Source organism: Mixta sp. BE291 (assembly GCF_031457955.1).
In the GTDB taxonomy this organism is placed as follows: Bacteria; Pseudomonadota; Gammaproteobacteria; order Enterobacterales; family Enterobacteriaceae; genus Mixta.
The window spans coordinates 38,859-65,689 of record NZ_JAVDXN010000004.1 but is presented as its reverse complement, the minus strand read 5'-3'; the positions used below and the strand labels follow the sequence as shown (position 1 = coordinate 65,689).

Sequence of the window (26,831 nt, the reverse complement as noted above, 5' to 3'; positions counted from 1 at the left end):
CGTCAGGAAGATAATGTTCTGATTAAATTTGAGAAATCTTCTTTAATGTCGTGACTTTCTTCACGTAGCTGCTCGATTTTACGGCAGGCATGCAGCACGGTTGTATGGTCGCGACCCCCGAAAGCATCACCAATTTCCGGCAGGCTGTGGTTTGTCAGCTCTTTCGCCATCGCCATCGCCATCTGACGCGGGCGCGCTACCGAGCGCGAACGACGTTTAGAGAGCAGATCGGCCACCTTGATTTTGTAATATTCCGCTACCGTTTTCTGAATATTATCGATGGTGACCAGCTTTTCCTGCAACGCCAGCAGATCGCGCAGCGCTTCGCGCACAAAATCGATGGTAATGGCGCGGCCGGTAAAGTTGGCGTTAGCGATCACGCGGTTCAGCGCCCCTTCCAGCTCACGCACGTTAGAGCGCAGGCGCTTGGCAATAAAGAAGGCGACTTCACCCGGCAGACGTATATCGTTTTCATCCGCCTTTTTCATCAGAATCGCGACGCGCGTTTCTAACTCCGGCGGCTCAATGGCGACCGTCAGGCCCCAGCCAAAGCGCGATTTCAGGCGATCTTCCACGCCGTTGATCTCTTTAGGATAGCGGTCTGAGGTTAAAATAATTTGCTGATTGCCTTCCAACAGCGCATTGAAGGTGTGAAAAAACTCTTCCTGCGAGCGCTCTTTATTCGCAAAGAACTGAATATCATCGATCAGCAGCGCATCTACCGAACGGTAATAGCGTTTGAACTCTTCGATGGCGTTGTTCTGCAACGCTTTAACCATATCCTGTACAAAGCGCTCGGAATGCATGTAAACCACTTTTGCATTGGGTTTACGGGCGATGATGCCGTTGCCGACCGCATGTAACAGGTGCGTTTTACCCAGGCCAGTGCCGCCATACAGAAACAACGGGTTATAAGCGCCGCCGGGGTTATCGGCAACCTGACGCGCCGCCGCGCGCGCCAGCTGGTTCGATTTACCTTCGACGAAATTATCAAAGTTATGTTTGGCGTTAACGTTCGAGCGCCAGGAGCGCTCAGCCGGAGCGGGAACGCTGTCCCAGCTGGGACGCACCGCTGGCGTCACGGGCGGTATGCTCGCCATCACCGGCGCGGCCACGCTGGCGCTGGACATCGAAGCCTGCGGCATCGTCTGCACTACCGGCTTGCTGCCCACCTCAAAACGCAGCTGCGGCGCCTGGTTGCCGCAAAAGTCATTAAGCAGAGCGTTGATATTATGGAGATATTTATCTCTTACCCAGTCGAGTACGAACCGATTCGGGGCATATAAGGCCAGCGTATTGTCGTTCAGTTCAGCCTGTAGCGGACGGATCCACATGCTGAATTCAGTGGCAGGTAGCTCATCCTGCAAACGGGCAAGACACTGTTGCCAAAGCGAAAGTGACACGGCGGACTCCACTCGAACAAAATCGATAAGAAAATAGGCGCTGAAACAGATCAATCATCATTGTTGACGTATGCCAGTGACAGACATACGAACCGCTGTCCGCGGTTGCTCCGATCCCGATCGCAGAGAGGATCGTTAGCGGAAGGGCGGATCATAGCGCAAAGCGAGACAGAGATCTTCACTTTCTACACAGTTTTGATCCATTTTATCCACAGGCATTAAACGAGGCTAAGTTTACTCCAGGCTGGATGAAAGGCCTGGCGGGATCGCGTCTGATGATGCAAATTTTCGGCAGCCGTCACGTTATTAACGCAACGTTGCTGCAAACGATCGGCAGAAGATCCCGCGCGATCCTTGCGCTTTATTATGGACCCCGTATAATTCTCGTCCCGGCGTGATGCGCCTTGTCGATTTCGACAGGATTTGCAGGTCGATTCGGGCAGCCAGGCGCGCCAACAAGCGAAGTAAATTGACTCCGGACTGTACAATTATTACAATCCCGCCTCTTTATTAAAGATACACTGAGGCGTCGGCCAGTTTTACTGAACCGGGTACGCGTCACCACGTGAAATTTTTCAAGTTTAGGTAGAAATCGCCATGAAACGCACTTTTCAACCGTCCGTACTGAAGCGCAACCGTTCTCACGGCTTCCGTGCTCGTATGGCAACCAAAAATGGTCGTCAGGTTCTGGCACGTCGTCGTGCTAAAGGCCGTTCTCGTCTGACCGTTTCTAAGTAATAAAGCTAACCCATAGTGGTTAAGCTCGCATTTCCCAGGGAGTTACGTTTGCTAACTCCCACTCATTTCACTTTCGTCTTCCAGCAGCCACAACGGGCTGGCACGCCGCAAATCACCATACTCGGCCGCCTTAATTCGCTGGGGCATCCCCGTATCGGTCTTACCGTCGCGAAAAAAAATGTTAAGCGTGCGCATGAGCGTAACCGGATCAAGCGATTGACCCGCGAAAGCTTTCGCCTGCGCCAACACGAACTCCCTGCAATGGATTTTGTGGTCGTGGCCAAGAAAGGGGTCGCTGACCTCGATAACCGTGCGCTAATGGAAGCGTTGGAGAAATTATGGCGTCGTCACTGTCGCCTGGCGCGCGGCTCCTGATTGCGCTGATCCGCGTTTACCAACGCGTCATTAGCCCTCTCCTGGGTCCTCACTGCCGTTTTAACCCGACCTGCTCGCAATATGGAGTTGTATCATTGCGCAGGTTCGGAATGATAAAAGGCAGTTGGTTGACGCTCAAACGCGTATTAAAATGCCACCCCTTAAACCCGGGTGGCGATGATCCGGTGCCGCCAAAAACCGACGATAACAGAGAACATTAACGATGGATTCGCAACGCAATCTTTTTCTCATCGCTTTTCTGTTCGTGTCTTTCATGATCTGGCAAGCCTGGCAAACGGACCACGCTCCGCAGCCGCAGCAAACTCAGACCACGCAAAACACGACAGCAAGCGGTGATGCCGCTAATCAGGGTGTGCCTGCCAGCGGTCAGGGCAAAACGATCACCGTTAAGACTGATGTCCTGTCTTTACATATCAACACCCGTGGTGGCGATGTGGAGCAGGCGCAGCTGCTGACTTACCCGGATAAACTGGGTTCTTCTCAGCCTTTCCAGCTGCTGGAAACCTCCCCAGGCTTCCTGTATCAGGCACAGAGCGGCCTGACCGGCAGAAACGGGCCGGATAACCCGAATAACGGCGCGCGTCCGCTGTATAACACCACTCAGGATAGCTTCCAGCTGGCTGATGGTCAGAGCGAACTGCGTATTCCGATGACCTTCACCGCAGAAAACGGCGCGATCTATACCAAGACGTTTGTGCTGAAGCGCGGCGAATATGCCGTTAACGTTGAGTATCAGGTCAACAACACCACCCAGCAGCCGCTGGAAGTGGCGATGTTTGGTCAGCTGAAGCAGACGATCGATCTGCCGAAGCATCGCGATACCGGCAGCAATAACTTTGCTTTACATACTTTCCGTGGTGCGGCGTACTCCACCAGCGAAAGCAAATATGAGAAGTATAAGTTTGACACCATCGCTGATAACGAAAACCTGAGCACCACGACCACCAATGGCTGGGTAGCGATGCTGCAGCAATATTTCGCCACCGCATGGGTGCCGGGTACCGCGGGCAGCAATACGCTGTATACCAGCAACCTGGGCAATGGCCTGGCGGCAGTGGGCTATAAGTCTGCGCCGGTCGCCGTGGCACCGGGCGCGCAGCAGACGCTGGCCGCGACGCTGTGGGTTGGTCCGGAAATTCAGGACAAAATGGCGGCAATCGCGCCGCATCTTGACCTGACAGTGGATTACGGTTGGCTGTGGTTTATCTCTCAGCCGCTGTTTAAGCTGCTGAAATTCCTGCATAGCTTTATCGGTAACTGGGGCTTCTCAATTATCGTTATCACCTTTATCGTACGCGGCATCATGTACCCGCTGACCAAAGCGCAGTACACCTCGATGGCGAAGATGCGCATGCTGCAGCCGAAGATTCAGGCGATGCGTGAGCGTTTAGGTGATGATAAGCAGCGCATGAGCCAGGAAATGATGGCGCTGTATAAGTCAGAGAAGGTTAACCCGCTGGGCGGCTGTCTGCCTCTGGTTATTCAGATGCCGATCTTCCTTGCGCTTTACTACATGCTGATGGGTTCAGTAGAGCTGCGCCATGCGCCGTTCGCACTGTGGATTCACGACCTTTCTGCGCAGGATCCGTACTACATTCTGCCGATTCTGATGGGCGTGACGATGTTCTTTATTCAGAAGATGTCGCCGACCACCGTGACCGATCCGATGCAGCAGAAGATCATGACTTTTATGCCGGTTATTTTTACGGTGTTCTTCCTGTGGTTCCCGTCAGGTCTGGTGCTGTACTACATCGTCAGCAACCTGGTCACCATTATCCAGCAGCAGGTGATTTACCGCGGTCTGGAAAAACGTGGCCTGCATAGCCGCGACAAGAAGAAAGCGTAACGGCCTGAGTTTATTCAGTTTCAGGCATAACCTAACAGGGGCGGATTTTACCGCCCCTGTTTATTTGTTGCCGTCCGGTCATCATAATTGGTGCAACGAGCGAACAAACTCAAGGCGCGGGGAGTGCAGGCAGAAGAGTAAAGCGTCCTGCGCCAGGGATGGCGCAGGCCGAGCTGTCAGGGATGACGTTTTTTGCGTCTTTACGATCTGCCTGCACTCCCCGCGCAGGCACCTTTTTATCTGAGGCAGCGACCTGACCTCCTTTTTTATTACCGTATTGAGAGAGTTTCCATGAGCCACAGCGATACGATTGTCGCCCAGGCCACACCGCCAGGACGTGGCGGCGTGGGTATTCTGCGTATTTCCGGCAGCAAAGCCGCAGAGGTGGCCCAGCAGCTGTTGGGTAAACTGCCGAAGCCGCGTTACGCTGACTATCTGCCGTTTAAGGCCGCAGATGGCAGCACACTCGATCAGGGCATCGCGCTCTGGTTTCCCGGTCCGAACTCCTTTACCGGCGAAGACGTGCTGGAGCTACAGGGGCACGGCGGCCCGGTGATCCTCGATCTGCTGCTAAAACGTATTGCCGCATTGCCCGGCTTACGCATCGCCAACCCCGGTGAGTTCTCTGAACGCGCGTTTCTGAACGATAAGCTGGATCTGGCGCAGGCCGAAGCGATCGCCGACCTGATTGACGCCAGCTCAGAGCAGGCGGCGCGCTCGGCAGTGAACTCGTTACAGGGCGCTTTCTCTACCCGCGTTAATCATTTAGTGGAAGCACTTACTCACCTGCGGATCTACGTAGAAGCGGCTATCGACTTCCCCGATGAAGAAATCGACTTTCTTTCCGACGGTAAAATCGAGGCGCAGCTGAACGTGGTTATGCAGGATTTGAACGCAGTACGCGCAGAAGCGCGTCAGGGGAGCCTGCTACGTGAAGGAATGAAAGTGGTGATTGCCGGGCGGCCGAACGCCGGTAAATCGAGCCTGCTGAACGCATTGGCCGGACGCGAGGCCGCTATCGTCACCGATATCGCCGGTACCACGCGTGACGTCCTGCGTGAACATATCCACATTGATGGCATGCCGCTGCACATCATCGATACCGCCGGTTTACGCGATGCCAGCGATGAAGTTGAACGTATCGGCATTGAACGCGCCTGGCAGGAGATTGAGCAGGCGGATCGCGTTCTGTTTATGGTGGATGGCACCACCACCGACGCCACCGAACCTGCCGCCATCTGGCCAGACTTTATTGCCCGCCTGCCGGAATCCCTGCCGATTACCGTTGTGCGCAATAAGGCTGACGTTACCGGTGAGAACCTTGGTTTGACAGAAGTAAATGGTCACTCACTTATTCGTCTTTCCGCTCGTACCGGTGAAGGTATTGAAGTGCTGCGCGATCATCTCAAACAGAGCATGGGCTTTAACGACAACATGGAAGGCGGTTTCCTTGCGCGTCGCCGCCATTTGCAGGCTCTGGAGTTAGCGGATACTCACTTACAGCAGGGCAAAGCGCAGCTGTTAGGCGCCTGGGCCGGTGAACTGCTGGCTGAAGAACTGCGGCTGGCGCAGCAGGCGCTGAGTGAAATCACCGGCGAGTTTACCTCTGACGATCTGCTGGGCCGCATCTTCTCCAGCTTCTGTATCGGTAAATAAGCGCCTCGCTGACCATCGTTAAAAAGCTGAGCGCAAAAAAGAGGCCGCAGCAGCCACCTGCCCGGCCTCTTTTTATCTGACAACGCGCTCAGAAGCGGTATTTCGCGCCCAGCATCAGGCTGGCGTCCTGATAGTGGTCGCGTCCCTGCTGCAAGGCTATGCTACCGTTGAGCTGTAAGTTATCACTCACTTTCCCTTCAACACCGGTTTTGATTTCCGCTAAATTACGGCCGCTGTTTTGCTGCACTTTAAGCTGATTCAGGCTCACCCGATAAGGATCGCTGTTATGCAACCAGTTGAGTTCAACATAGGGCCTCAGATCGCTTTCGCCGGGCTGCTTCGATTCCGTAACCCAGCCACGAATCCCGACGCGGCTGATTAAGTTATTATTTTTATTTTCGATCTGCGTGCCGTTCTGCTCGGTTAAGCGCACGGTTTTCAGGCCGTTAAAAATAACTTGCGCATGCGGCTGCAGGTAAAAACCGTAGCGACGCTGATTCTTGCCCTGCCGCGCCAGCACCTGCCATGCATAACCGCCCTCCAGCGAAGCGCTGATCCCCTGCATATGATAACTTTCGCTGCGCAGCCCTTCCCCCGCTACGCTGCCGCTAAACCAGTTATATTGCAGCCAACTATCCAGCCACAGTCCGTTATCGCTGTTTTGCTGCGCAAACCAGCTGGCATACGCCCCCAAACTGTAACCGGAAATCGTACTGCTGGCGGTATAGCGGCTGAGCGTTGAACCGAGATTAGTCGCCTGTCGACCATAGCCCAGCATCGGGCCGATATGCAAACGTCCCTTGCCTGGCGTCAGCTGCCAGAGATCGCCGCCTAACTGTACGCTATAGCGATTGCCCTGCGCTTCCAGCGTATCCGCCATGCGGGAACGATGATGCCCCGCCGTTTGACGCAACCACACGCTGTTTCCCTGCGGACGCTCGCTATCGCTCAGGCTGCGGTTGCCCAGACGATCGTGCAGGCTGAGGTTAAATAGCGTGGCCGCCGCCGCGCTGTTAGCGATATAGCCACCCACTTCGGGACGAAATACCGGCGTGTTGTCAGCAGTATGGTTCATCAAATACCAGTTACCCGCGTTGGTGCCTGCGCCCCGGCTTAAGTGATACTCATAAGCGCCCGCAACTATCCTTCCCTGCTGGATAAACTCACCTTCAGACTTCCCGTTAACCTCGATCAGCTTAATGCCGTTAAGCGTTTTAGCACCGCTGCCACCGGCGTTAAGCACGTTCACCCAGGTAGAACCTGCGCTGTTGCCATTAACGATCAGGCGATTAGTCACTGAACTATCATCGCCCAGGCGCGTATTAAACATCAGCGTGCCGTCATCACCGGCGTAATCACCGGCGACGACCAAATCATCGCCAACGCTGCCTTGCTTAAAGGCCACCGTGCCCTGGTTGATAAGGTTATTTACCTGCGAGCCGCGCGGCATCTGCCACAGGCTATGAGAATAGAGGGCGATATCGGCTCGGTTAACCGCGCCGTGAAGCTGTGAATGGTTCTGCAACACCAGTGAGGCGCTGCTGCCTGCATCAACGTGCACATCTCCGTTTAACGAGGTGCTGTCGCTGGCTTTCAGCTCAACGTGAGAACCATAAACAGCGCCGCTATCGTTAACCGTTATCACATTCAACAGCTTCTGGTTGCCACCCTGCAAATAAGCGCCGTTGCTGACCTGCATGTTAAGGCTGGCCGCCGTGACGTTGATCGCTTCGCGCGTTGCGCTGGTGAGCTTGACGTTATTCAGGCGAACCTGGCTGGTGGCCGCTCCGCTTCGGACTGCCAGCGCGGGGGCATCTCCTGCGCTGGCTAACGCGCTGTTATCCAGCGTCACGTTACCGGCGCGCATAAACAAGGCGCTGGCATCCTTGCCGTGTGTGGTTACGTTTACCCCGTTGGCCTCTACGGTTGCCTGATGAAACGCCCCGATTCCAGCAGCCGCTGCGCCTTGGGTGGCGATCGTACTGTTATCCAGCTTAAGCTGCCCGTAGCCAGCGCTGATTGCCCCCCAGCTATTGTCGCCTTGAGTTTGCACGGTAAGATGCTTACCGGTGGCCTGATTTTGCGTATAGATGCCGTGGCTCGCTGAACCGGTGGTGGTTAACGTTACCTTTTCCGCCTGCGCCGTGCCATCCAGCACATTTAACGCATGGGATCGCTCGCCAAACGTCGCCAGCGCCGCGTTGTTAATGGTTAAGTGAGTATCGTGATTCGGCAGCCAGACCGCGTCGGCATCTTTACCGTAGGTAGTATAACTGCCGCCCTCCACCGCCACGCTGGCGTTCTGATTAATATCTAACGCCCTGACATAATCGCCGGTAGCGGTAACATCCACGTGGGTCAGATCCGAACGCGAATTGCGAATCAACAGAGCATATTCGTTTTCAACCTGAACCGTGCTGTTGGATAAGATCGTTCGGGTCATCCGGCCCCAGTCGCCAATACGTATACCGCCGCTCAGGCCTTTGGAAATAACGGTGATGCCGTCAGCGATCAAATTGCCAAGGTTTTGTTGAATGCCGTAGCTCACCGAAGCGCCGTTGAGATAAAACTGGCTATTAGTGATCCTGGCCGTGGTACCGGCACCGTTGAGCGTCACGCCCGCTGAAACTGACGTTCCCCTTACATCAACCTTTAAGCCATCGGCAACCAGAGACGAATTATCTTTTAGCTCAACGCCATAGCCTTGTGTGCCTGACAGGGTCATATCAGTGTTGTTGATTTTCACCACCGAATTGCCGCTGGCCTCGACCCCGCGAGCACTGCTTTGCCAGGTACGAATGCTGCTGTTATTAAGGTTTAAATAGCCCGATGAAACAGTAATCACCGGATAGGATTCCGCATTATTTTCCAGGCTTGCCCCGTTAATGGTTAGCGTCCCGCGGTTTTCGACCCAGGCTGCTGAATCTTTTTCGCTATAAAAATTCAGCGCGGGCTGAACCACCAGTTCGCTTCCTGCACCTGAGACATACAGCGGAATATCCCCATTCTCACTGCTGGCGTAACCGGCAGTAACCTCCGTGCGCTGTCCGCTGCTTTCATGCCAGGGCGAAGCGCTGCTGGCCGACAAAGGCAGCAGCGTGAGAAGCAGGCACGCGTTGCTCACGCCAGTATGAGAACAAGAAAAGTAACGTGGAAGTTTTCTGCTCATAATCATTCCTTTGCCTTTATATTTTCCATTAATAAAAAGCCAACAAACTCATCGGCTATTTACACATTCGCTATCTGACGCCTGAATATAATAAATGTCAAATATCTATTTTCACGCCTTTACATATAATCAATGGTATAAGTTACGCTACCTGTTAATTCCCCCGGCGTCACTTTTTCCTGCGTGCGGTAATAGGCCGCGCGTAAAGGAACCGTTAACATTGGATTTGCCGATGAGAAATCACCTATTTTAAACCACGCATTATTTTCCGTTTCAACAAATACGCCCGCGCTATTCTGATGCAATATCTGGAAGCCGATACCTTCAGCGATATTACCGAGGCGATCAAAAAAGGGATAAACACCACGACTTTCTAAACCGGCGACTGGCGTACCGCTAAGCGCCATATTAATAGAGAGCGTACTCCATACATTACCGTTACATTGCAACGAAATTGAGAAATCGGTAGTGTATTTATCCGCCCGCCCATGTTGTGGTAACGCCGAAACCTTCAGGCCCGGCAGCGTTTGATAGATATTGGGCGTGGTGGCGTTGCAGGTATATTCAGAGAAAGAGAGTTTTCTGACGTTAGTAGCGCGATAGCGCATATAGCCTAAGCCCGCGTCACCGATGGAAAATAGCCAGACATCGTTGCGAAACGGCGTGATCGCCTCCGTTTTTCCGGTTTTCACCAACTCGATGCGTACGGAAACGCTGACTTTTGTGTAGTAAGAGGTCGACAAGCCCTGTACAAAAATCGCATCCGTGGTGTAGCCGCTGTCGTAGCTTTTACTCACTGTATCTCTGTCGCCATTGATGGTGACAAAAAAGGATAATCCGCTTTTATTCCCTAACGAATTCTCCACCGTGTTGCGATTGATATAGATCTTTTCTTTGCCGGAATTAATGGTACTGCTATTCAGCTCCTTGGCGCACCAGAGATCAAGATTCATGGTAACGTCATAAATCGTCGTTCCTACAGGCAGGTTATTAGGGATTTGATTTGGCAGCTTATTAAAATCAAACGCGGTAATGCTATTAGAGATACTTGAATCAGGGCCGCAGCGGATGGTTGCGGCATAACTTATCTTGCCGACAAAACAGCAAAACAGCAGAAAAAGCGTTTTGCCGTAGCGGCAAAAATATATTTTCATCCGGTCATTCATTATTTTCTCCAAAAACCAGCGCTGATGTTATCGTACCGCTTTTGCTAGCATTTCTTGTCTGGCGGCCGGTGTAGGGTAACGACATGTGGTATTGAAACGCTGAAATTGGCGTTGCCTTTTATTACTCTTTTCCGGCAGGTTAATATCAAACAGGCAGGTATAGCGACTGTGCGGACCCCAGCTAACCTGTAACCGATTGATGCTCTGCTCAAGGCGGATATACATTTGACCGCCCTGGGCCACGACGCCCACATCACGTCCATCTTCGGTTTTCACACTGGCACCGAAAGGCAAGGCTTCGCCATCCGGTAGCTGTGCCCGAATTAATATCGCGCGGCCCTGTTTAGTTGGATAATCAACTTTGACTATCGCCCCGGCACGTGGCACGACCTGCTTAACGGTGGTTTCCAGTTCAACATCCAGCGGCATGCCGGTGGGATTAATGGCAATTTTATTGATGCGATAAGGCGTGAGCCAGGGAACCAGGGCATAGCCCGCATCGTTGAAAATCACCCCTGGATACCCGTCAATCGACGCACCGGCTGCGCCTTCAGCTTTAATCACCGCCTGCGTATCGCCGGTATAGGGGCTGGCGACCAGCGCATCCGGTAATATCAGCAGGCTGCCGTTCAATCCGGCGGTATAAGCGTGATAATTCTTACCCTGCGCATAGCTGGCTTTCAGCTGCGTATTCCTGAAACGATAAGAGCCCGCTATATTTCCCGAACTGTCGCCGTTATTTTCACGCGCAACGCCGACGTTGTAATCCATCTGATCTTTTTCTCCCAGCACGCCGCTTAACGCCAGTTGGGTAGCCACGCCTTCATCGCTGCGCGTGAGATAGCTGTTCATGTACGGCGCATGTGAGCCCTTGCCTAACGGCAGCGAGAAAGAGAGAAGATATTGCGTTTCGCTATAGAAAGCCGTTTTAGCGCGATGAATGCTGATGCCGTAATTAAACGACTTAAAACGATTGGTATAACCCAACTGATACTGCACATCGCTTCCCTGCCTGTCCCAGTAATTTTCAACATAACCGCTGGTATAAATACTGCCGCCGCGCTCGCCCAGCTGCTGGCTTAGCGTAACGGACAACCGGTTATGTGGCCGGTTTAACTGAAATTTCTGCGCCCGATCGTTTTTTTGGTGATGATTCACTAATTGCGTGGCGCTGGTTAAATCGAGATAACCTGAAGAGGAAAACCGGTAGGCGGCAACGGAAATGGTGCTGTTGGTGGTGGAAATAAATTTGCTATAGCTGCCGCGCACGCTTACCCCGCTTTGCGCGCTGATGCCGTCATCAAAGCTGGCACCGGTGATATCCAGAGCAAATGCCCCTGCCGAGGTGCCGATCGCGCCGCCGACCAGCCCGGCAAGGTAATCACCGGAACCCAGCAGGCCGCTATAACCCGTTAATCCGTTATTGATGCCGTATTGCACCGTCGTCTGAAATACTTTCGGGGTGTAGCTGACGCCTTGATTACGTAGCGTTCCCAACAGCAGGCTATAGCGGTAGCTGCCTGGGCGAATCATTTCCGAAACCGCCGCATAAGGCACGATAAACGTTGTTTCCCGCCCATCAGATTCTGTTACCGCCACATGAAGGTCGCCGCCATAGCCGGAGGGATAAATATCATTGATAACAAACTCACCCGGCGGCACCGTGGTTTCATAAATCAAAGCGGTATTTTGTCGGATCTGCACGCGCGCATTGCTTTGCGCAATACCGCGCACCACGGGAGCATAGCCGCGCTGCGAGTCAGGTAACATCTGTTCGGACGAGGCCAGCCGCACGCCTCGGAACATAAAGGAGTTAAACATTGAGCCTGAGCTGTTGGCATCGCCAATTAACACCCTGGCGCGTAATGGCGTGATATCGCGTTGCAGGTTATTACTCAAAACGGTATAGCGGCTGCCGTTACGTTGGTCCCACCGCCACGCGCCAGAATGACGAAACATCCAGCCGTGAAAATTAATGTTTCCACCCAGCTTGCTGTAAAAAGATTCGGAGCTTACCCTGCCTGAGCGTTGTTTAAAGTAACTATTGTCATAACTGACATACAGCGCATTACTTCCCGCGTCCCATCGTTCAGGATCCACATAGCCACGTACGGTTTGGTTAAGCCATGCCTGCGGTATGTGTAGATTCAGGCGCATATCGGCAAGCACCATCTGCGCTTTAGATGAGGGCTCGATCGATTCCAGTTGCGTGCAGCCTGTCTCATGAAGCAGGGCTTCCTGCTGCGCGGTGGTAAGCCGACTGATACGGAAACCCGCCAGGTTAGCCAGCACTGGACTAAAACAAATAACCGATTTCCCCTGTTTCTCCTGAACGGTGACATTTTCACGCCCCAGCAGCCGATCGTTTAAATAAATATCGCTGGCATAGGTGCCTGCCGGAACCTTAAATTCACCGTTAAATCGGGAAATATCGATCGTGTCCCCCGCTGCCTGGTCGAGAAATATAGGATCAAACGTAACCGCTGCCCATACCGGCACGGGTAAACACCAAAACAGCGCAGCGGTAAATGGCCATGAAGGCACCCTGATTTTTTTATGATAAAAGCAAGCATAAAGGGAGGAAAAAGATGACATAAGGATGCCCTTTTTTATAGTGAGTTATTTAAATGCATTAAATCTCTCTTTCTATCGGAACGCTGGCTCCATAATCATTAATATAAAAATATTTAAATTTACTCACGGAAATATTATTATCATCAAAAGCATAAGTCGCCTTAGAAAAAGGCGCGATCATTTTCCCTTCGGTGTTAACGGTTTTATTTCCTGACCTGGCTTCTACTGACGTAATTGAAACATAGAAAGGCGAGTGGTTCTCGGCTTCAAGCAAAGCCTTGTTATGATCTTTAACCCGCCGCCAAATAACCTTTTCCGCAGCATCGGAAGACGAGCCGCCTTTAAGCGCCTTTGGACGGAAAAAGAGTTTAATACGGGTACGGATCGCCATTTGCAAAAGGTTTTCCGCCTTGCCTGACGAACGGGGCGGAATATCCAGAACGTTTAACCAGAAAACAGATTCTCTGTCGGCGGGCAAAGTAAAACCCTCCCCCAAATAGTGAATGCGTAAGGTTTGCCCCTGGTGTGGTTCGATACGGGTAATCGGCGGCAGCAGAAGAAAAGGAACCTTGATTTTTTTAATGGATTGATCTTTATTTCCGCTATCAATCCATGACTGAACCAGCGAGGAATGATCATTCTCACTTTCCAGCCGTACCGTAACTTCACTTTTTTCCTCAGGATAAATGACGCGGGTGTTATTAATAACAATACCGGCCAAAACTGACGTTGCATTTAATAACAGACCGGAAAAGAGCAGTAAAAGAAGCTTTATATTCATTCCTGATGCTATTCCTGAGCTTAAATATATCGGATAAATAAATGCAAGAGCCTGGCTCCTGCATTTATTATCAACACACAGACGCGCTAATTACTGGTAATCAAGGGAATAGGTCACTGAGGTAGCGAGGTCACCCGCGGTTGCCGCACCGGTGGCATAATAGTATGCGCTGTACAGCAGGTTGGCATTACCCGCTGCCGAGATCGCAGTCGCTGGGTTCTTGCGCTGGCTGGTGTTGCCCACATACACATCATTTTCCTTCTCGTCCCTTAACTGAATCTGAACATTTTTCGCACCAGAGCTAATGGTGTTATTCAGGCGACCGGTTGCGGCATCAACCGTTGGGCCATGTTCAAAATAGGCGCGTACGCTACCCTTAGCTGGCGTACAGCCTGTCAGGTTCATGATAAAGGCCGTTCTGCCCGCGAGCTTACCCGCGGTATCCAGCGCCGAGGTAGAGAGTGAAGGCAGACTAACGGTGGCGTCAGCGCTGCCACCATCAATTTTTACGATACATGTCTGCTGGGTCAGTTTCCCGTTAATCGTAATTGTACCGTCCGCTGCGCTGGCCGGTAGTGCCATAGCAGAAACTGTTAAAGCAATCACGGTACCTAATAATGTTTTCTGCATCTTAAACTCCATTTTATTTTCAGTGAAAGATCGATTGCGAACAATAAAACCCGCAAATTTTTTCGCGATTAATTAAGCCAAATAAATAAAAACCAGCCCATAGCATTTTGTTTAATAACTTAATCATCAATAGTGAAATTATCTTCACAACGAAATTGGTTAGTTGGCTTGTTAGCGATACTCTGAAAGGAAACAGCAGCCTTTATATTAAATAAAAAACGCAGTTGTATATTAAATTCTATTTCATTAACTATTTTCCACCGCCCACTTGCGGCATATAGCACGCCGGCGCCTTAAGCGAGTTAACGAATTCATTTACAACAACCCTTAAAAATAAACAGCATCGCTATTTCAGATGCCATTTTTATTTAGGCAACGGCGCGATCAAATCAAACCATTGCTCAGCGGTTGCGTTAAACCATTCGCATGTTTTATCCCAGTTATTGACCATGCCATACATCGCGCCAAGCAATCCACCGGCCACACCGCCAACTATCACGCCGCCAAGATTGCCAATAATGCCGACGCCCAGTATCCCGCCGCTATTTCCTCCAACCGTAGCCGCTTTTAATATGCCGGATGAGGCGCCGGTAAAGGTGCCGATAACCATCGCGCCTATGGTTTCGAAAAAATTACCGCCGGACACCTGACTAATTTCATCTATTTGTAGCACTCTCATAATTAACGCCTTTCTCCCGGTAAAATAATAGAGTTAAACAAACCTGACGCTAAGCCAGAACTAAGCTTGATATATTATTTACAGCAAAGGAATGCAACAATAGTAAACAGTCCATTATCAATAATACGTAAATTCTGCGGCGGGCATTTTGAACAGTTGTAAATTTATATTTTCCAAACCCAGAAAACGCATTTATTCTCTTTGGCTAAATTAGCTGTTCTTTTTACAGGCTTGCATATATTGGTGCTTATCAATTTCTACGGCGCTTTTCTGATTCAATAGAATAATTCTGTCAGCACTACAGATGGTTTCAGGCCGATGAGCGATAATAATTCGTGTAACGTGCATATTCTTTATTGCCTCATTAATGCTACGTTCACGATCGATATCAAGGTGACTGGAAGCTTCATCGAGAATAAGCAGCGAAGGCTGACGATAAAGCGCGCGCGCTAACAGCACCCGTTGAATCTGGCCGCCGGAGAGAGAAGAGCCCATATCGCCCACCAGGCTATGGTAACCCATCGGCATAGCGGCAATCTCCTCATGGATTTGTGCGAGTTTTGCGGCGGCTTCGATCTGCTCTTGTGCGGGAGCGGCATCGAAAAAGCTGATGTTATCGGCAATGGAACCGGCAAACAGAATATCGTCCTGCATGACGCAGCCAAGACGATCGCGATAGTTACGCATGCCCAGCTTTTTAATGTCGATGCCGTTTATCTCTATGCAGCCTGATTCAGGTTTCAGCAAGCCCATCATCAATTTGGCCAGGGTAGTTTTGCCCTGTCCGGAAGGGCCAATAATCGCCACCGACTCGCCTGCGGCCACCGCGATATTGCAGTGCTGGATAACGTACGGCTCGGTTTCCGCATAGCGAAAACCGAGATCGCGCAGGGTTAACGCAGGCGGCGCATGGTCATCGCGTGTCACGGCGGGCAACAGCGTTTCCATATCGGCCTCCGGCTCGGTTAACACGATATCGGCCAGGCGTTCGCCATGCAGACGCAGCATAGAGAAATCAATCACGGCATCCACCAGACCTGACGCGCGCGCAATAAACTGATCGGAAAAGCTGATAAACGCAACCAGCATCCCGCTGGTAAAATTCCCTTCAAGCACCTGTAAAGCCGCCATCCATACCAAAACGATACGCCCGATACCGGAGATCAAACCCTGTAAGGTACTAAAACCGATCGACAGACGTTGAATCGCTATCCCTTTATTGGTGCTCTCAACCAGCGCGTTCGCATAGGCCGCAACGCGGATCTCCTGTTTGTTATTAAGCTTAACCGCCTTCACACCGCGAATTGATTCCAGCAGTTGGGTCTGCGCGCGGGCCGACGCGGTGATCTGATCTTCATTGGCTTGGCGGAAAGGACGAAATGAAATCCAGCGGATTGCGGTATAAGCCGTCAGCAAAGCGAGCACCAGCCAGGCCAGCTTAACGTTGTAAATAAACAGCATACCCAGCGTGATAATGGCCATTACGCCATCCAAAATCGAACTAATAAAACGTCCGGTGAGCGTACTTTGTATGGTGCCAATTGAGCCAAAGCGTGAAAGCACATCGCCCACGTGACGCGACTCAAAGTAAGTCAGCGGCAAACCAAGCAGATGCGAGCAAACGTTGGCCGTCCACTGCACGCTCAGCAAGCTTGAAAACCAGGTTGTTACCCAGGAGCGTAACGCCGTAATAGCAACGCTTAGCAGCGTCACGATAATAAAACCGCTGCCCAACAGGGTAAGAAGATCATGATCCGCCGAGACCAGAACCTGATCCATCACCCACTGCATATAAAAAGGCATCAAAATGCCAAACAGTTCCAGCGCCACCGACAGGATTAAAATCTGCGAAAAAGCTGAGCGGATACCGGTGACGTTACCGATCAGCTTCAGCATGGAGATAGATTGTTTTTCCTGTACTCGGGTAAAGGTGGCGCCAGGTAAGAGTTCCAGCGCAATACCGGTAAAGCAACGGGAAACCTCTTCCATAGGCACATCACGTCGGCCTCTGGCTGGGTCGTGAATGGTGATCTTATCTTTCGCCACGCTTTTCAATACCACAAAATGGTTCATTTCCCAGTGTAATATGCAGGGGCGCCGCAGCTTACCCAGCTCATCCAGCTCCAGGCGTAGCGCCCGGCCCGCCATGCCCAGCTGATGCGCAATCAACATGACATCCGCCAGCGTGGCGCCCTTTAGCGAAGTGGGAAACCGCTTGCGTAGCGTGACCATATCTATGCCGTGACCAAAATAGTTCGCAATCATGCCAACGCAGGTCAGGCCGCACTCGGTAGCCTGCGTTTGCTGCATCACCGGTAATTTCCGCTGCCAGCCAAAATTAAGTGCCGCTAAAAACTTCATAAACAATACCACTCCCTGTAGTAAGCCGATGGCGAATTGAATTAATTTCCTGAACGACGGCCAAGCGCGTAAAGCGGTTCCAGAACCCATTCATAAAGGCGTCGGTTATCAATCAGGAAATCCGCCTCCAGCGCACTGCCGGGACGCAGTTTTTCCTTATGCCCATACACATTGATATCTTGCTTATCCAGCGCCACCACTACGCGATAGTGCTGTTCCTGCACATTGTTATTACCGGTCAACGTAGCGACCTCCTGCGGCGACAGCGCAACGCGAGAGACATCAATGACGTTGCCGTATTGCTGACCAAATTTCTGGAAAGGAAACGCCTGATAGCGCAGCACCACTTTTTGACCGGGTTGAATAAAACCGATTGCCCGGCTGCTGACCATAATACGCGCCTGAAGCTCGCCATCGTCCGGCAACAGGGAAAACAGCGTTTGTCCGGCACTGACCATTTGCCCGGTTTTGACCATCACCGATCCCACCATGCCATCCGCTGGCGCCCGCAACACCACCGAGCGTCGCGATTCATTTTCTGCCAGAGACTGCTCGATTTCGGACAGGCGGCGTTCTATTTCGTTTTGTTTATTGCGCGCATTCATCGGCAGCTCGCGTAACTGCTGGCGCGTCTGGGCAAGCTGCTGCTGAATATCAAGCCGCTGCCGGGCAATGTCCTGTAAACGCGTTTCGGCATCAATAACCACTGCCTCCTGCTGTTCAACCTGGCTATTAGAGGCGTAACCCTGCTGGCGCATCAGGGTGATTTTCTCCTGCTGCCGGTGCGCCAGTTTGACCTGCCGGGAGCGCTGCCGCTGCTGAACATTGAGCTGTTCCAGCTGGGCGCTTAGCAGCCTTTCACGCTCTTTAAGCCCTTTTATCTCTTCGGCAAACAGCTTTTCCTGGTTTTCCGCATCCGCTTTCAGGCGAGCCCGCTGGATATCCAACTGCTGCGCGACCCTTTCCCGCGTCAGTCCCAGCGCCGTATAAACCTCCGAAGAGATAGCGGCGATGGTCTCGCCTTTTTTTACCTGCTGGCCTTCTTCCACGCTAATATCTACTACGGTGCCGGTAGCGATTGCCGCAATATTCATAATGCCTTTCGCTGGCAACAACTGCCCCAGGGCGGTTTCACGCTTGGTATAACTGCCAAAAATAAAGAAAGCCGCTATCACCAGCGTGATTACACCCACCAAAGAGACAATTAGCCAGCGCCAGGGCGGGCAATAAAGCGCCACGGTGCCGATCGCGGTGGTTTTATTCGCCTCCAGTGCTTCCTGACGAAATAAGGATTCACTCATGCAATTAACGTCCTTGTTTAGTTAACGGAGAACTTTATTATCCGCAGCGCAGTGGTAGCGATCTAATTGAGAATAATCCAGCTCGCCCAATTCCATAGAAAGTTTTAATCGGGCGTTTAAATAGTCATATTGTAATTTCGCCAGCATCTGCAGAGATTTATAATATTCCTGCTCTGCGTTTAATTCGTCGATAATGGTTCTTAAACCTACTCTTCTGCCATAGGCGGTGGAATCCGCTTTATTTCTGGCAGAGGCCAGCGCCTTTTTTTCCGCCAGATATTGGCTGCGTCCATTTTTTAATTTAAGCCAGGCGGACTGCGTTTCCTGACGCGCCTTACGCCGCGTGTCCTCCAGCAAATCCTTGCCTCGATCGCGGCGGCGAACAGCTTCAATCGACTGCGAAATTTGCGATCCGCCAGCAAATAAAGGGATGGAAACATTAATACCGATATTGCTGGAGCGCGTTCTTGAGGTGGTGCCAAACACCACATCAAGCACATTCGACTGCTCCGCCTTGCTCCAGTTGGTGCCATAACCCGCCTGTAAGGTGATGACCGGCAGATGTGCGCCATGCGCGGCCAGCAAATCCGCCTGGGTTTGCTCCAGTTGGAAAAGCGCAGCGCGAACCTGAAGATTATTTTGCGCTGCCCGCTGCTGTAAGGCTTTGAAATCATCAGAAACGGGAAAACGCATCACACAGGATAACGTAACCGGCTCTATTTCTTCTGGCGGGTGTCCGGTAAGGCGCGAGAAAACCATCCCAGCCTCCTCCAGATCGTTTTTAGCGGCGATCGCATCCGCCATTGCCCGGTCGTAATTAGCCTGCGCTTCATCGCGTTCAAGACGCGTGCCTTCACCCACCTGTAACGCAACCTGCGTTTGACTCAGCTGTTTACCGTAGGCGGCTTTGGCAGTGATTGCGCTCTTTAAAACATCCCGTTGATAGATTACCCGGAAATAGGCTTCCGCAACGCGGGTAATCAGCGTTTGCTCCGCCTGCATCAGTACTACGTCAGCATTGTCAGCGATGGCGTCGCCGCGCTTCCATGCCGCATATTTTGCTATATCAAATAGCGGCTGCGTCAGGTTAACGCTGTAGTTATGCCGCGTGACGCCTGCGGCATAGGTCGCACCGGGCTGATCCTGCTTACTATAAGCGCCGTTTAAACTAACAACCGGTAACAGGCTGGCAAAACCCTGGAGCCTTTTTTGGCTATCTGCCCGCTGCGCGTTGCGCGCCGCGCTGATTTCACTGTCATAAACGCTGCCTGCCAGTACCGCTTCCTGTAGCGTCAGGCTATGTGCGCTGCCTGGTATGATGATCAAGGCTGAAAAAAACGCTGTGATAACAGCGTTTACCCTCCTGAAGTACATGACCAAAATCCTTTTTTTATCGCCGGGATCAATCAAATAATATTATTTATGCAGGCATATTGAATAAGCTCGCTATTCGTATTGACATTAAGCTTTTTCATCGCATTATATTTTTGCGTGGCAACGGTACTGACCGCGCGGTTTTGCTTTTTAGCAATACTGGACAGCGATAACCCCATGGAGTAAAGCTGAATAATTTCCCACTCCTTTGCCGTTAAGCGGCTGGTTTTTTCAATACCGCTTTCGGTGATGGATTTTATTTCTTTTGAAACCCAGGCCACGCTGTGCTTCTTAATAAAAATTTCACAAAACGCCTTTTTTATTTCGCTCACTGCATCATACTTGCTGACAATAGCATCCACGCCATAATTAAGCGCCTTTTTCAAAATGGATACATTATTGAACTCCGTATAAAGAATGATTTTAGCCGTCGGGAAGCGTTGTTTTATTGCTCTGATTTTTGCTACGCCATAAAGATGGCCGCCATCGCTATAGTAAGCCAGATCGGTGATTATCGCGTCTACGGGCGTGCGGCTTGCCGGTTGAAGCGTGCGCTCCTCGCTTAACGAAATGTCAGATATAATATTGCAACCCAGCTCTTCCTTAATATAATTGCACAGAAAATAGTGAACAGCAGGGTACTTATCTGATATAGCCACGTTAATTTTCAACATAATGATATATCCCTTATCTGTTTGCCCAGCTACAGCCGACTCCATACGTTTACTCTAATACATCATGTAAGCAGTAGCACCATATGGATTTATTAATGTCTTTTTGCTCAACTACTGTGAGAAAGGCTGGTGGTTCCCTGATTATCCACAAGCCAAAATCATGGTAGAGCTAAAAATAAAAAAGAGTAAATGAAATATATAAAATCTAATATTAATTATTAATTTTATAGCTAAATCGATAAAATCGTGAAATGCACCAGAGCGCGTTGTTTTTATTACCTACGCGTCAGTTAAAGAAAAAATGAAGCATGCCGTTTCGCCTGAAGCTTTCTCGGCGCGAGCCAATCCTCTTTGGTGCAGTTTTATAGCCCTTATTTAAACCTATTCCTAAAAGCATCGCGCAAACAGTAAAGCCGGGTGCAAAAGCATCGGAAAATTCTTACAATACCATTGATGATTATCCGACCATTTTCACGGAGCGACAGATGGCAAGTCATTTTGTACGCTGGACGCTTGCCCAAAACCGGGCAGATGTGCAGCGTATTCCGGCAGATATAGTGGAAAAAGCGCAATGTCTCAGCGACAAACGTCGTAGCCGTTATCTGGCAGCGCGTATGCTGCTGGCTGAACTCATGCTGCGTATTTACGGCATGTCGCAGCTTCCCGCCTTAACCACCACCAGCAGTGGCCGTCCTTGCTTTACCGATCCCGATCTACCTGATTTCAGCATCGCCTATGCTGGCAATATGGTTGGCGTGCTGCTGGCTGAAGAACAGAGCCGCGCCGGGCTGGATATGGAAATCGTACGCGCGCACAGCCGCCAGACGCTGGAACATCATCTGCAACATCTCTCTTCCGGCGAAAAAGCGTGGATTAATGCCCAACAGGATCCGCTGGAAGCAATAACGCAAATCTGGACGCTGCGGCAAAGCGTACTCAAGCTGACTGGAGAAGATAACGGCTGTGAGGGTTCCCTGCGTTTGCATCCCGCCTCGGGCCGCTTACGCTCGCACGTGTTTCCTGACGTTCAGGCAGTATGCGATGTTGAACCACTGCTTATCTGGTCTTGTGCGCTGTCACGCGCCAGCAGCCGTCTGCGTTTGTGGGAAATCGATGAGCAGCAGAACTGGAATGCGCTCAGGGATATTGAGCTGAATAAAGCGAATATGGGGCCGCACACGTTAAGGCTTACCAGTATGCCGACAGAAAGGCAGCTGCAGCCGTAAAGCTGCAGCGCCATTTGATTAATGTGAATCAATAAAAGCAATTTTCAGGACAAACAGCAGCGCCACCACAACCACGCAGGGGTTGATTTCGCGCCAGCGCCCGGTACCAGCTTTCATCACGCACCAGGAAATGAAACCCAGCGCGATGCCTTCGGTGATTGAGAAGCTGAACGGCATCATGGCGGCGGTAACAAAAGCAGGCACCGCCTCGGTCAGGTCGTCCCACTTTACGCGCGCCAGGCTTGAGGTCATCAGTACGCCAACATAAATCAACGCGCCTGCGGCAGCGTAGCCCGGCACCATCGACGCCAGCGGCGACAGGAACATCACCAGCAGGAACAGCACGCCGGTTACCACCGCCATCAGCCCGGTACGTCCGCCAATGGAAACGCCTGACGAACTTTCAATATAGGCGGTTACGGAGGAGGTACCGATGGCGGCACCCGCTACGGAGCTAACGCTATCCACCAGCAGCGCCTGCTTCATACGCGGGAATTTACCGTCTTTATCCGCCAGTCCGGCTTTGTCCGTTACGCCGATCAGCGTACCGGAGGAGTCAAACAGGTTAACCAGCATAAAAGAGAAAATCACACCGGCCATATTGAGCGTAAATGCGCCGCCTAAATCAACCTGGCCGATCACCGAGTTAATCGCGGGCGGAGCGGAGAAGATGCCGTTGTATTTAACGTCGCCTAATAACAGGCCCGCCAGCGTGGTAATGACAATGGAGATCAATACCGCAGCGTGAATATTGCGTGAAGCCAACACGGCGATAATAAAGAAGCCCAGCGCGCCCAGCAGCACGCTATGCGAGGACAAATCGCCAACCGTTACCAGCGTCGCTTCATTCGCCACGATGATACCGGCATTTTTCAGCCCCATCATGGCAATAAACAGGCCGATCCCGGCGGTAATGCCGGTACGCAGAGCAAGAGGAATATTGGCAATCATCCAGTAGCGCACGCGGAATAAGGTCAACAGCAGCAGCCCCGTCGCGCCCCAGAAAATAGCGCCCATGCCGACCTGCCATGAATACCCCATTGCGCCAACCACCACAAAGGCGAAAAAGGCGTTCAGGCCCATCGCAGGCGCCAGCGCCACCGGTAGGTTCGCGACGACGCCCATAAGTATGCTGCCCAACGCGGCAATCAAACAGGTCGTCACAAATACCGCCTGGGTATCCATGCCAGCGGCACCAAGAATCTGTGGGTTTACAAAGACGATATAAACCATGGTTAAAAAAGTCGTAAAACCGGCAATCACTTCGGTACGCACCGTCGTGCCATGCTCCTGTAGCCGGAACAGGCGCTGTAATAAGCCTTGTTTAGTCATCTGTTACATCCGAACGGAAAAGGGGTCGCCGCGTATGCTAGCGATTTTGGCGCAACAGTACACGGATTTTTCGCAATCGGTTGCGGTTTCCTGCGGGCGGCAGGGTCGCATTTTGTGTTGAGTGGGGTAAAGTGACCTTTTCCCCTGGTTAGGATGAGGCAGGATGACGATTGAATGTCTGTTTTTCGACTGTGACGGGACCCTGGTGGACAGCGAATTGCTCTGTACTCAGGCGTATGTTTCCACTTTTTCCCGCTACGGCGTGCAGTTGCCATTACAGGAGATGTTTGAAAAATATAAGGGCGTCAAACTCTACGATATTATCGCCGACGTTAACCAGCAGCATCCACTTGATGTTGCGGTAGAAACCTTCGAGCAAGAGTACCGCGCGGAAGTTGCACGTCTTTTCGAGGCGCAGCTGCAGCCGATTGCGGGTGCCCGTGCCCTGTTGGATCAAATCGCCGTACCGGCGTGCGTGGTCTCTAACGGCACGGTGAAAAAGATGCAGCATTCGCTGGGGCTAACCGGCCTGCTTCCTTTCTTCGGCGATCGCCTGTATAGCGGCTACGATATCGGTCACTGGAAACCGGATCCACAGCTGATGTTTCATGCCGCGGAGCAAATGCAGGTACCGATTGAGCGTTGCCTGCTGATCGATGACTCAGAGGCGGGCGCGCGGGCGGGCATCGCGGCGGGTATTCCGGTGTTCTATTATTGCGCCGATGCGCATAACGCGCCGCTCGATCACCCGCTGGTCACCCCATTTAACGATCTGGCTCAATTGCCCGCGATGTGGCACGCGCGCGGCTGGCGCCTCACCCGTTAAGTTGTTGCCGCCAATAAAAAACCCCGGCGCTGTTGCCAGAGCCGGGGCTTGATTACGTTAAAACTTATTTCTCGATCCACGCCATCTGCCAGGAGGAACCTACGCCAGGTTCAAACTGCCGTGCGGAAGGCGACCACTGGGAACAATAGCCGGAATAAGGCAGAGGCTTACACTGGTAAACCTTGCCGTTTTCAGGTTGCAACACCAGCGTGCCCGCTTTGTAGCTTGCTTTGTTATTCGGGAAGATGGCGTCATATTTGGCATTATCCGACGCCGGTTTGTCCGTTTCTGCGCCAGCAGCAGCCTGCAACGTAAACTGCTGCGGCGCTGGCTGGATCACTTTGCCTTCTGCGGTGCTGCCAATAACGCTTAACGTATAAGGTTCATTTGCTGATACGCCTTCCAGTTTAAAAGAAACGCGCTGATCGGCATTATCCACCGCCATTTTGGTGTATCCCTTCACCGTGCCGACGCGGTCATACACCTTCGCTTCCAGTGACATTTTACCGACGGTCCAGAGATTAAACGACAGGGTCGATGTCCCCTTTTGCACATCGCTGGTTGTCAGGCTGCTGATCTCAATGCGCTCATTGGTGTTTGAGACAACTTCTTCATAGGAAATCGCGATGGATTTCATCTTACGTATGGGATCCGGTGTGCCCGCTTTGGAGGAGATATAGATCTTATTCGCACCAAATGCCGGCTCGACTTCACCACGCGCATCTTTTACCCCGGCACGGAAACCCCATAACTCCGCATTGGCGTTTTCGTTTACTGCCGCCGCCAATGCTTTCGCCCAACGGTTTTTATCCGTTAATTCCTCAGTGATGGTCAGCGAGGTGGCAAAAGAGAGCACTTCTGATTTATCCTGGAAGAAACGTACTTTTACTTTGTCGCCCGGTCGCAAATCTTTGCCGTAAATCTGACCATCCAGGGTTTTGGCCCAGCTATCAGACGTCTCGACCTGCCCGGTATTTTCTCCGCCGAAGTCAACGTCGGCGACGTGATAGAAGCTGTTCACGGTATCGGCAATCTGCCACACGCTATAGATTAGCTGATAGCCGGTGCGCGCAGGAACATCACATTCATGTTCCACGCGTGTTCCCGGCATCGCGCCAAAACCATTAATTTCACAGAAGGGCGTTTTTTCAAACGCATCGCGGCTTAGAGGCGCGTTAGGATTCCAGTCCTGTTTAGTGATGTAGTACCGCCAGTTGGTGGTTTTATGGGGCGCGGTATGAAACCAGGCTAAGGTTTGTTTCCCAGCCTTCATGGGCGTTTTATACCAGCTATCAATGCTTTGGCGGTCAAGTTCATAATAGCCGGGCAATCCTGCGCTGGCTAATTTGCCGGTTTGCGTCGAGGCCTTATCAAAATATCCGGTCTTCTGTTCTAGGCTTTGTGGCTCATAGTTAGACTTGTCGCCGCATGACTGATTCTTGCCTTTCTGACATTGATGAGCACGACTTGGTGGATCGATTAAATAACCATGCGCCCATGCGCCACTCATGGTCAGTGTTGATACGGCTAATGCTATTAATTTTACTTTCATAAGTTTACTTCCCCTGTAATAAAACCAGAGGAAGTTATATATTTACCACCAATAGCTGGGAATCTTTTTACTTTTAATTAAGGGAAAGTCTTTATCAGGTCAGCCTTATTTTTATTGCGCATCTTTATGATATTTTATTAAATACGCAACAGACAGGCTTTAATGCTGAGGTAAAAGAGATATAAGCGCAGCTATATTTTATTGCGGCGTTTCTGCTATGTAAAATCCACTATAAAAGAGATATTGCACACTAAAATCCACAGGGAAAACGGCGTTAGCGTATGGCGATATCTTATTAACGCTCTTATTTTCATGCTATTTGGGCCGCCGGGGTGTCAAATAAGCGGCATTATCAGCACGATATGATGAAAATTACCCGCAGACCGTAACGATCTGCGGGTAACGACGATCAGGCGGGGCTGCTGCCGTTTTCTTCGCCAGCCAGCAGCTTGTCGAGACGGTCGCCGCCAACGTGACGGAAATCCTGCCCCTTAACGAAATAGAAAATAATTTCGCAGATGTTCTGGCAGCGATCGCCAATACGCTCAATGGCACGAGCACAGAACAGGGCGGTCAGCACGCTGGGAATGGTACGGGGATCTTCCATCATATAGGTCATCAGCTGACGCACGATGCCTTCATATTCCTGATCGACTTTTTTATCTTCCCGATAAATTTCCACCGCCGCGCTCAGATCCATGCGCGCAAAGGCGTCCAGGACATCATGCAGCATCTGAATCGTATGGCGACCCAGCGACTCCAGGCTTACCAGCAGCGGCTGATGCTGCTGGCTGAACTTCTCCAGCGCCGTGCGGCTGATTTTATCCGCCACATCGCCAATGCGCTCCAGCTCAGAAATGGTTTTGATGATCGCCATCACCAGGCGCAGATCGCTGGCGGTGGGCTGCCGCTTAGCGATAATACGCACGCAGGCTTCATCAATATCCACTTCCATCATGTTGACCTTCTGGTCACCATCAATGACCTGCTTCGCCAGCTCAGCGTCCTGATTATGCATCGCGGTAATCGCATCGGTAAGCTGCTGCTCTACCATGCCGCCCATGATCATGACCTGGGTGCGGATATGCTCAAGCTCAGCGTTAAACTGGCCGGAGATATGCTTGTTCAGGTTTAAATTGTCCATACC

At 51.6% G+C, this 26,831-nt stretch carries 21 protein-coding genes; 7 read left to right on the top strand and 14 right to left on the bottom strand.

Annotation, left to right across the window (positions count from 1 at the left end):
- Window positions 1-2: 2 nt before the first annotated feature.
- Window positions 3-1,403 (bottom strand): chromosomal replication initiator protein DnaA, encoded by a 1,401-nt coding sequence (gene dnaA, locus J2X14_RS10435; RefSeq protein WP_352411149.1) that lies wholly within the window; start codon window positions 1,401-1,403, stop codon window positions 3-5.
- A gap of 597 nt (window positions 1,404-2,000) precedes the next feature.
- Here dnaA and rpmH point away from each other — a divergent pair.
- From rpmH to mnmE, 5 genes are all read left to right on the top strand, one after another.
- Window positions 2,001-2,141, top strand: a complete 141-nt coding sequence (rpmH, locus tag J2X14_RS10430) for a 50S ribosomal protein L34 (RefSeq protein WP_003849659.1) — start codon at window positions 2,001-2,003, stop codon at window positions 2,139-2,141.
- A 15-nt stretch (window positions 2,142-2,156) separates the two neighbouring features.
- Window positions 2,157-2,516, top strand: a complete 360-nt coding sequence (rnpA, locus tag J2X14_RS10425; RefSeq protein WP_038629327.1) for a ribonuclease P protein component — start codon at window positions 2,157-2,159, stop codon at window positions 2,514-2,516.
- Window positions 2,480-2,737: a membrane protein insertion efficiency factor YidD gene (yidD, locus tag J2X14_RS10420; protein WP_352411148.1), complete on the top strand. Its 258-nt coding sequence runs from the start codon at window positions 2,480-2,482 to the stop codon at window positions 2,735-2,737. Before rnpA ends, yidD begins: the two co-directional genes overlap by 37 nt.
- Window positions 2,738-2,739: 2 nt before the next feature.
- The gene (gene yidC / locus J2X14_RS10415) at window positions 2,740-4,383 is read left to right on the top strand and encodes a membrane protein insertase YidC (protein ID WP_352411147.1); all 1,644 of its coding nucleotides are present in this window, start codon (window positions 2,740-2,742) and stop codon (window positions 4,381-4,383) included.
- Between the two features lie 291 nt (window positions 4,384-4,674).
- Window positions 4,675-6,039, top strand: a complete 1,365-nt coding sequence (mnmE, locus tag J2X14_RS10410) for a tRNA uridine-5-carboxymethylaminomethyl(34) synthesis GTPase MnmE (RefSeq protein WP_352411146.1) — start codon at window positions 4,675-4,677, stop codon at window positions 6,037-6,039.
- Between the two features lie 88 nt (window positions 6,040-6,127).
- On the opposite strand, the gene J2X14_RS10405 is transcribed toward mnmE, so the two are convergent.
- The 10 genes from J2X14_RS10405 to J2X14_RS10360 all read right to left on the bottom strand — a co-directional run bounded on the left by J2X14_RS10405 (window position 6,128) and on the right by J2X14_RS10360 (window position 20,748).
- Complete coding sequence (locus J2X14_RS10405) at window positions 6,128-9,208, bottom strand: autotransporter family protein (protein WP_352411145.1); 3,081 nt, start codon at window positions 9,206-9,208, stop codon at window positions 6,128-6,130.
- 119 nt (window positions 9,209-9,327) lie between these two features.
- Entirely contained in the window at window positions 9,328-10,362 is a 1,035-nt protein-coding gene (locus J2X14_RS10400; protein WP_352411144.1) for a fimbrial protein, read from the bottom strand.
- 39 nt (window positions 10,363-10,401) lie between these two features.
- On the bottom strand, window positions 10,402-12,918 hold the full coding sequence (locus tag J2X14_RS10395) for a fimbria/pilus outer membrane usher protein (RefSeq protein ID WP_352411143.1): 2,517 nt from the start codon (window positions 12,916-12,918) through the stop codon (window positions 10,402-10,404).
- Window positions 12,919-13,006: 88 nt separating this feature from the next.
- Complete coding sequence (locus tag J2X14_RS10390) at window positions 13,007-13,729, bottom strand: fimbria/pilus periplasmic chaperone (protein ID WP_352411142.1); 723 nt, start codon at window positions 13,727-13,729, stop codon at window positions 13,007-13,009.
- 90 nt (window positions 13,730-13,819) lie between these two features.
- A complete protein-coding gene (locus tag J2X14_RS10385; RefSeq protein WP_352411141.1) occupies window positions 13,820-14,359 on the bottom strand; it encodes a fimbrial protein in 540 nt (179 codons plus the stop codon).
- Window positions 14,360-14,723: 364 nt separating this feature from the next.
- Entirely contained in the window at window positions 14,724-15,038 is a 315-nt protein-coding gene (locus J2X14_RS10380) for a hypothetical protein (RefSeq protein WP_352411140.1), read from the bottom strand.
- A gap of 210 nt (window positions 15,039-15,248) precedes the next feature.
- A complete protein-coding gene (locus tag J2X14_RS10375; protein WP_352411139.1) occupies window positions 15,249-17,399 on the bottom strand; it encodes a peptidase domain-containing ABC transporter in 2,151 nt (716 codons plus the stop codon).
- Window positions 17,400-17,440: 41 nt separating this feature from the next.
- Window positions 17,441-18,700 (bottom strand): HlyD family secretion protein, encoded by a 1,260-nt coding sequence (locus J2X14_RS10370; protein ID WP_352411138.1) that lies wholly within the window; start codon window positions 18,698-18,700, stop codon window positions 17,441-17,443.
- Between the two features lie 21 nt (window positions 18,701-18,721).
- Window positions 18,722-20,026 carry a TolC family outer membrane protein gene (locus J2X14_RS10365; protein ID WP_352411137.1) on the bottom strand — a complete coding sequence of 435 codons (1,305 nt, stop codon included), beginning with the start codon at window positions 20,024-20,026 and terminating at the stop codon, window positions 18,722-18,724.
- A gap of 80 nt (window positions 20,027-20,106) precedes the next feature.
- Window positions 20,107-20,748 (bottom strand): LuxR C-terminal-related transcriptional regulator, encoded by a 642-nt coding sequence (locus J2X14_RS10360; RefSeq protein WP_352411136.1) that lies wholly within the window; start codon window positions 20,746-20,748, stop codon window positions 20,107-20,109.
- Between the two features lie 485 nt (window positions 20,749-21,233).
- Between J2X14_RS10360 and J2X14_RS10355 the strand changes: the two genes are divergently transcribed.
- Window positions 21,234-21,974, top strand: a complete 741-nt coding sequence (locus J2X14_RS10355; RefSeq protein ID WP_352411135.1) for a 4'-phosphopantetheinyl transferase family protein — start codon at window positions 21,234-21,236, stop codon at window positions 21,972-21,974.
- An 18-nt stretch (window positions 21,975-21,992) separates the two neighbouring features.
- Here the strand turns inward: J2X14_RS10355 and J2X14_RS10350 are convergent, their stop codons facing one another.
- The gene (locus tag J2X14_RS10350) at window positions 21,993-23,306 is read right to left on the bottom strand and encodes an NCS2 family permease (protein ID WP_352411134.1); all 1,314 of its coding nucleotides are present in this window, start codon (window positions 23,304-23,306) and stop codon (window positions 21,993-21,995) included.
- Window positions 23,307-23,469: 163 nt separating this feature from the next.
- On the opposite strand from J2X14_RS10350, the gene yieH reads away from it, so the two are divergent.
- On the top strand, window positions 23,470-24,132 hold the full coding sequence (yieH, locus tag J2X14_RS10345; RefSeq protein ID WP_352411133.1) for a 6-phosphogluconate phosphatase: 663 nt from the start codon (window positions 23,470-23,472) through the stop codon (window positions 24,130-24,132).
- A gap of 64 nt (window positions 24,133-24,196) precedes the next feature.
- On the opposite strand, the gene gbpA is transcribed toward yieH, so the two are convergent.
- Window positions 24,197-25,684: an N-acetylglucosamine-binding protein GbpA gene (gbpA, locus tag J2X14_RS10340; RefSeq protein WP_352411132.1), complete on the bottom strand. Its 1,488-nt coding sequence runs from the start codon at window positions 25,682-25,684 to the stop codon at window positions 24,197-24,199.
- Window positions 25,685-26,093: 409 nt separating this feature from the next.
- Window positions 26,094-26,828, bottom strand: coding sequence for a phosphate signaling complex protein PhoU (gene phoU, locus J2X14_RS10335; protein WP_352411131.1), 735 nt, complete (start codon window positions 26,826-26,828; stop codon window positions 26,094-26,096).
- Window positions 26,829-26,831 lie beyond the last annotated feature (3 nt).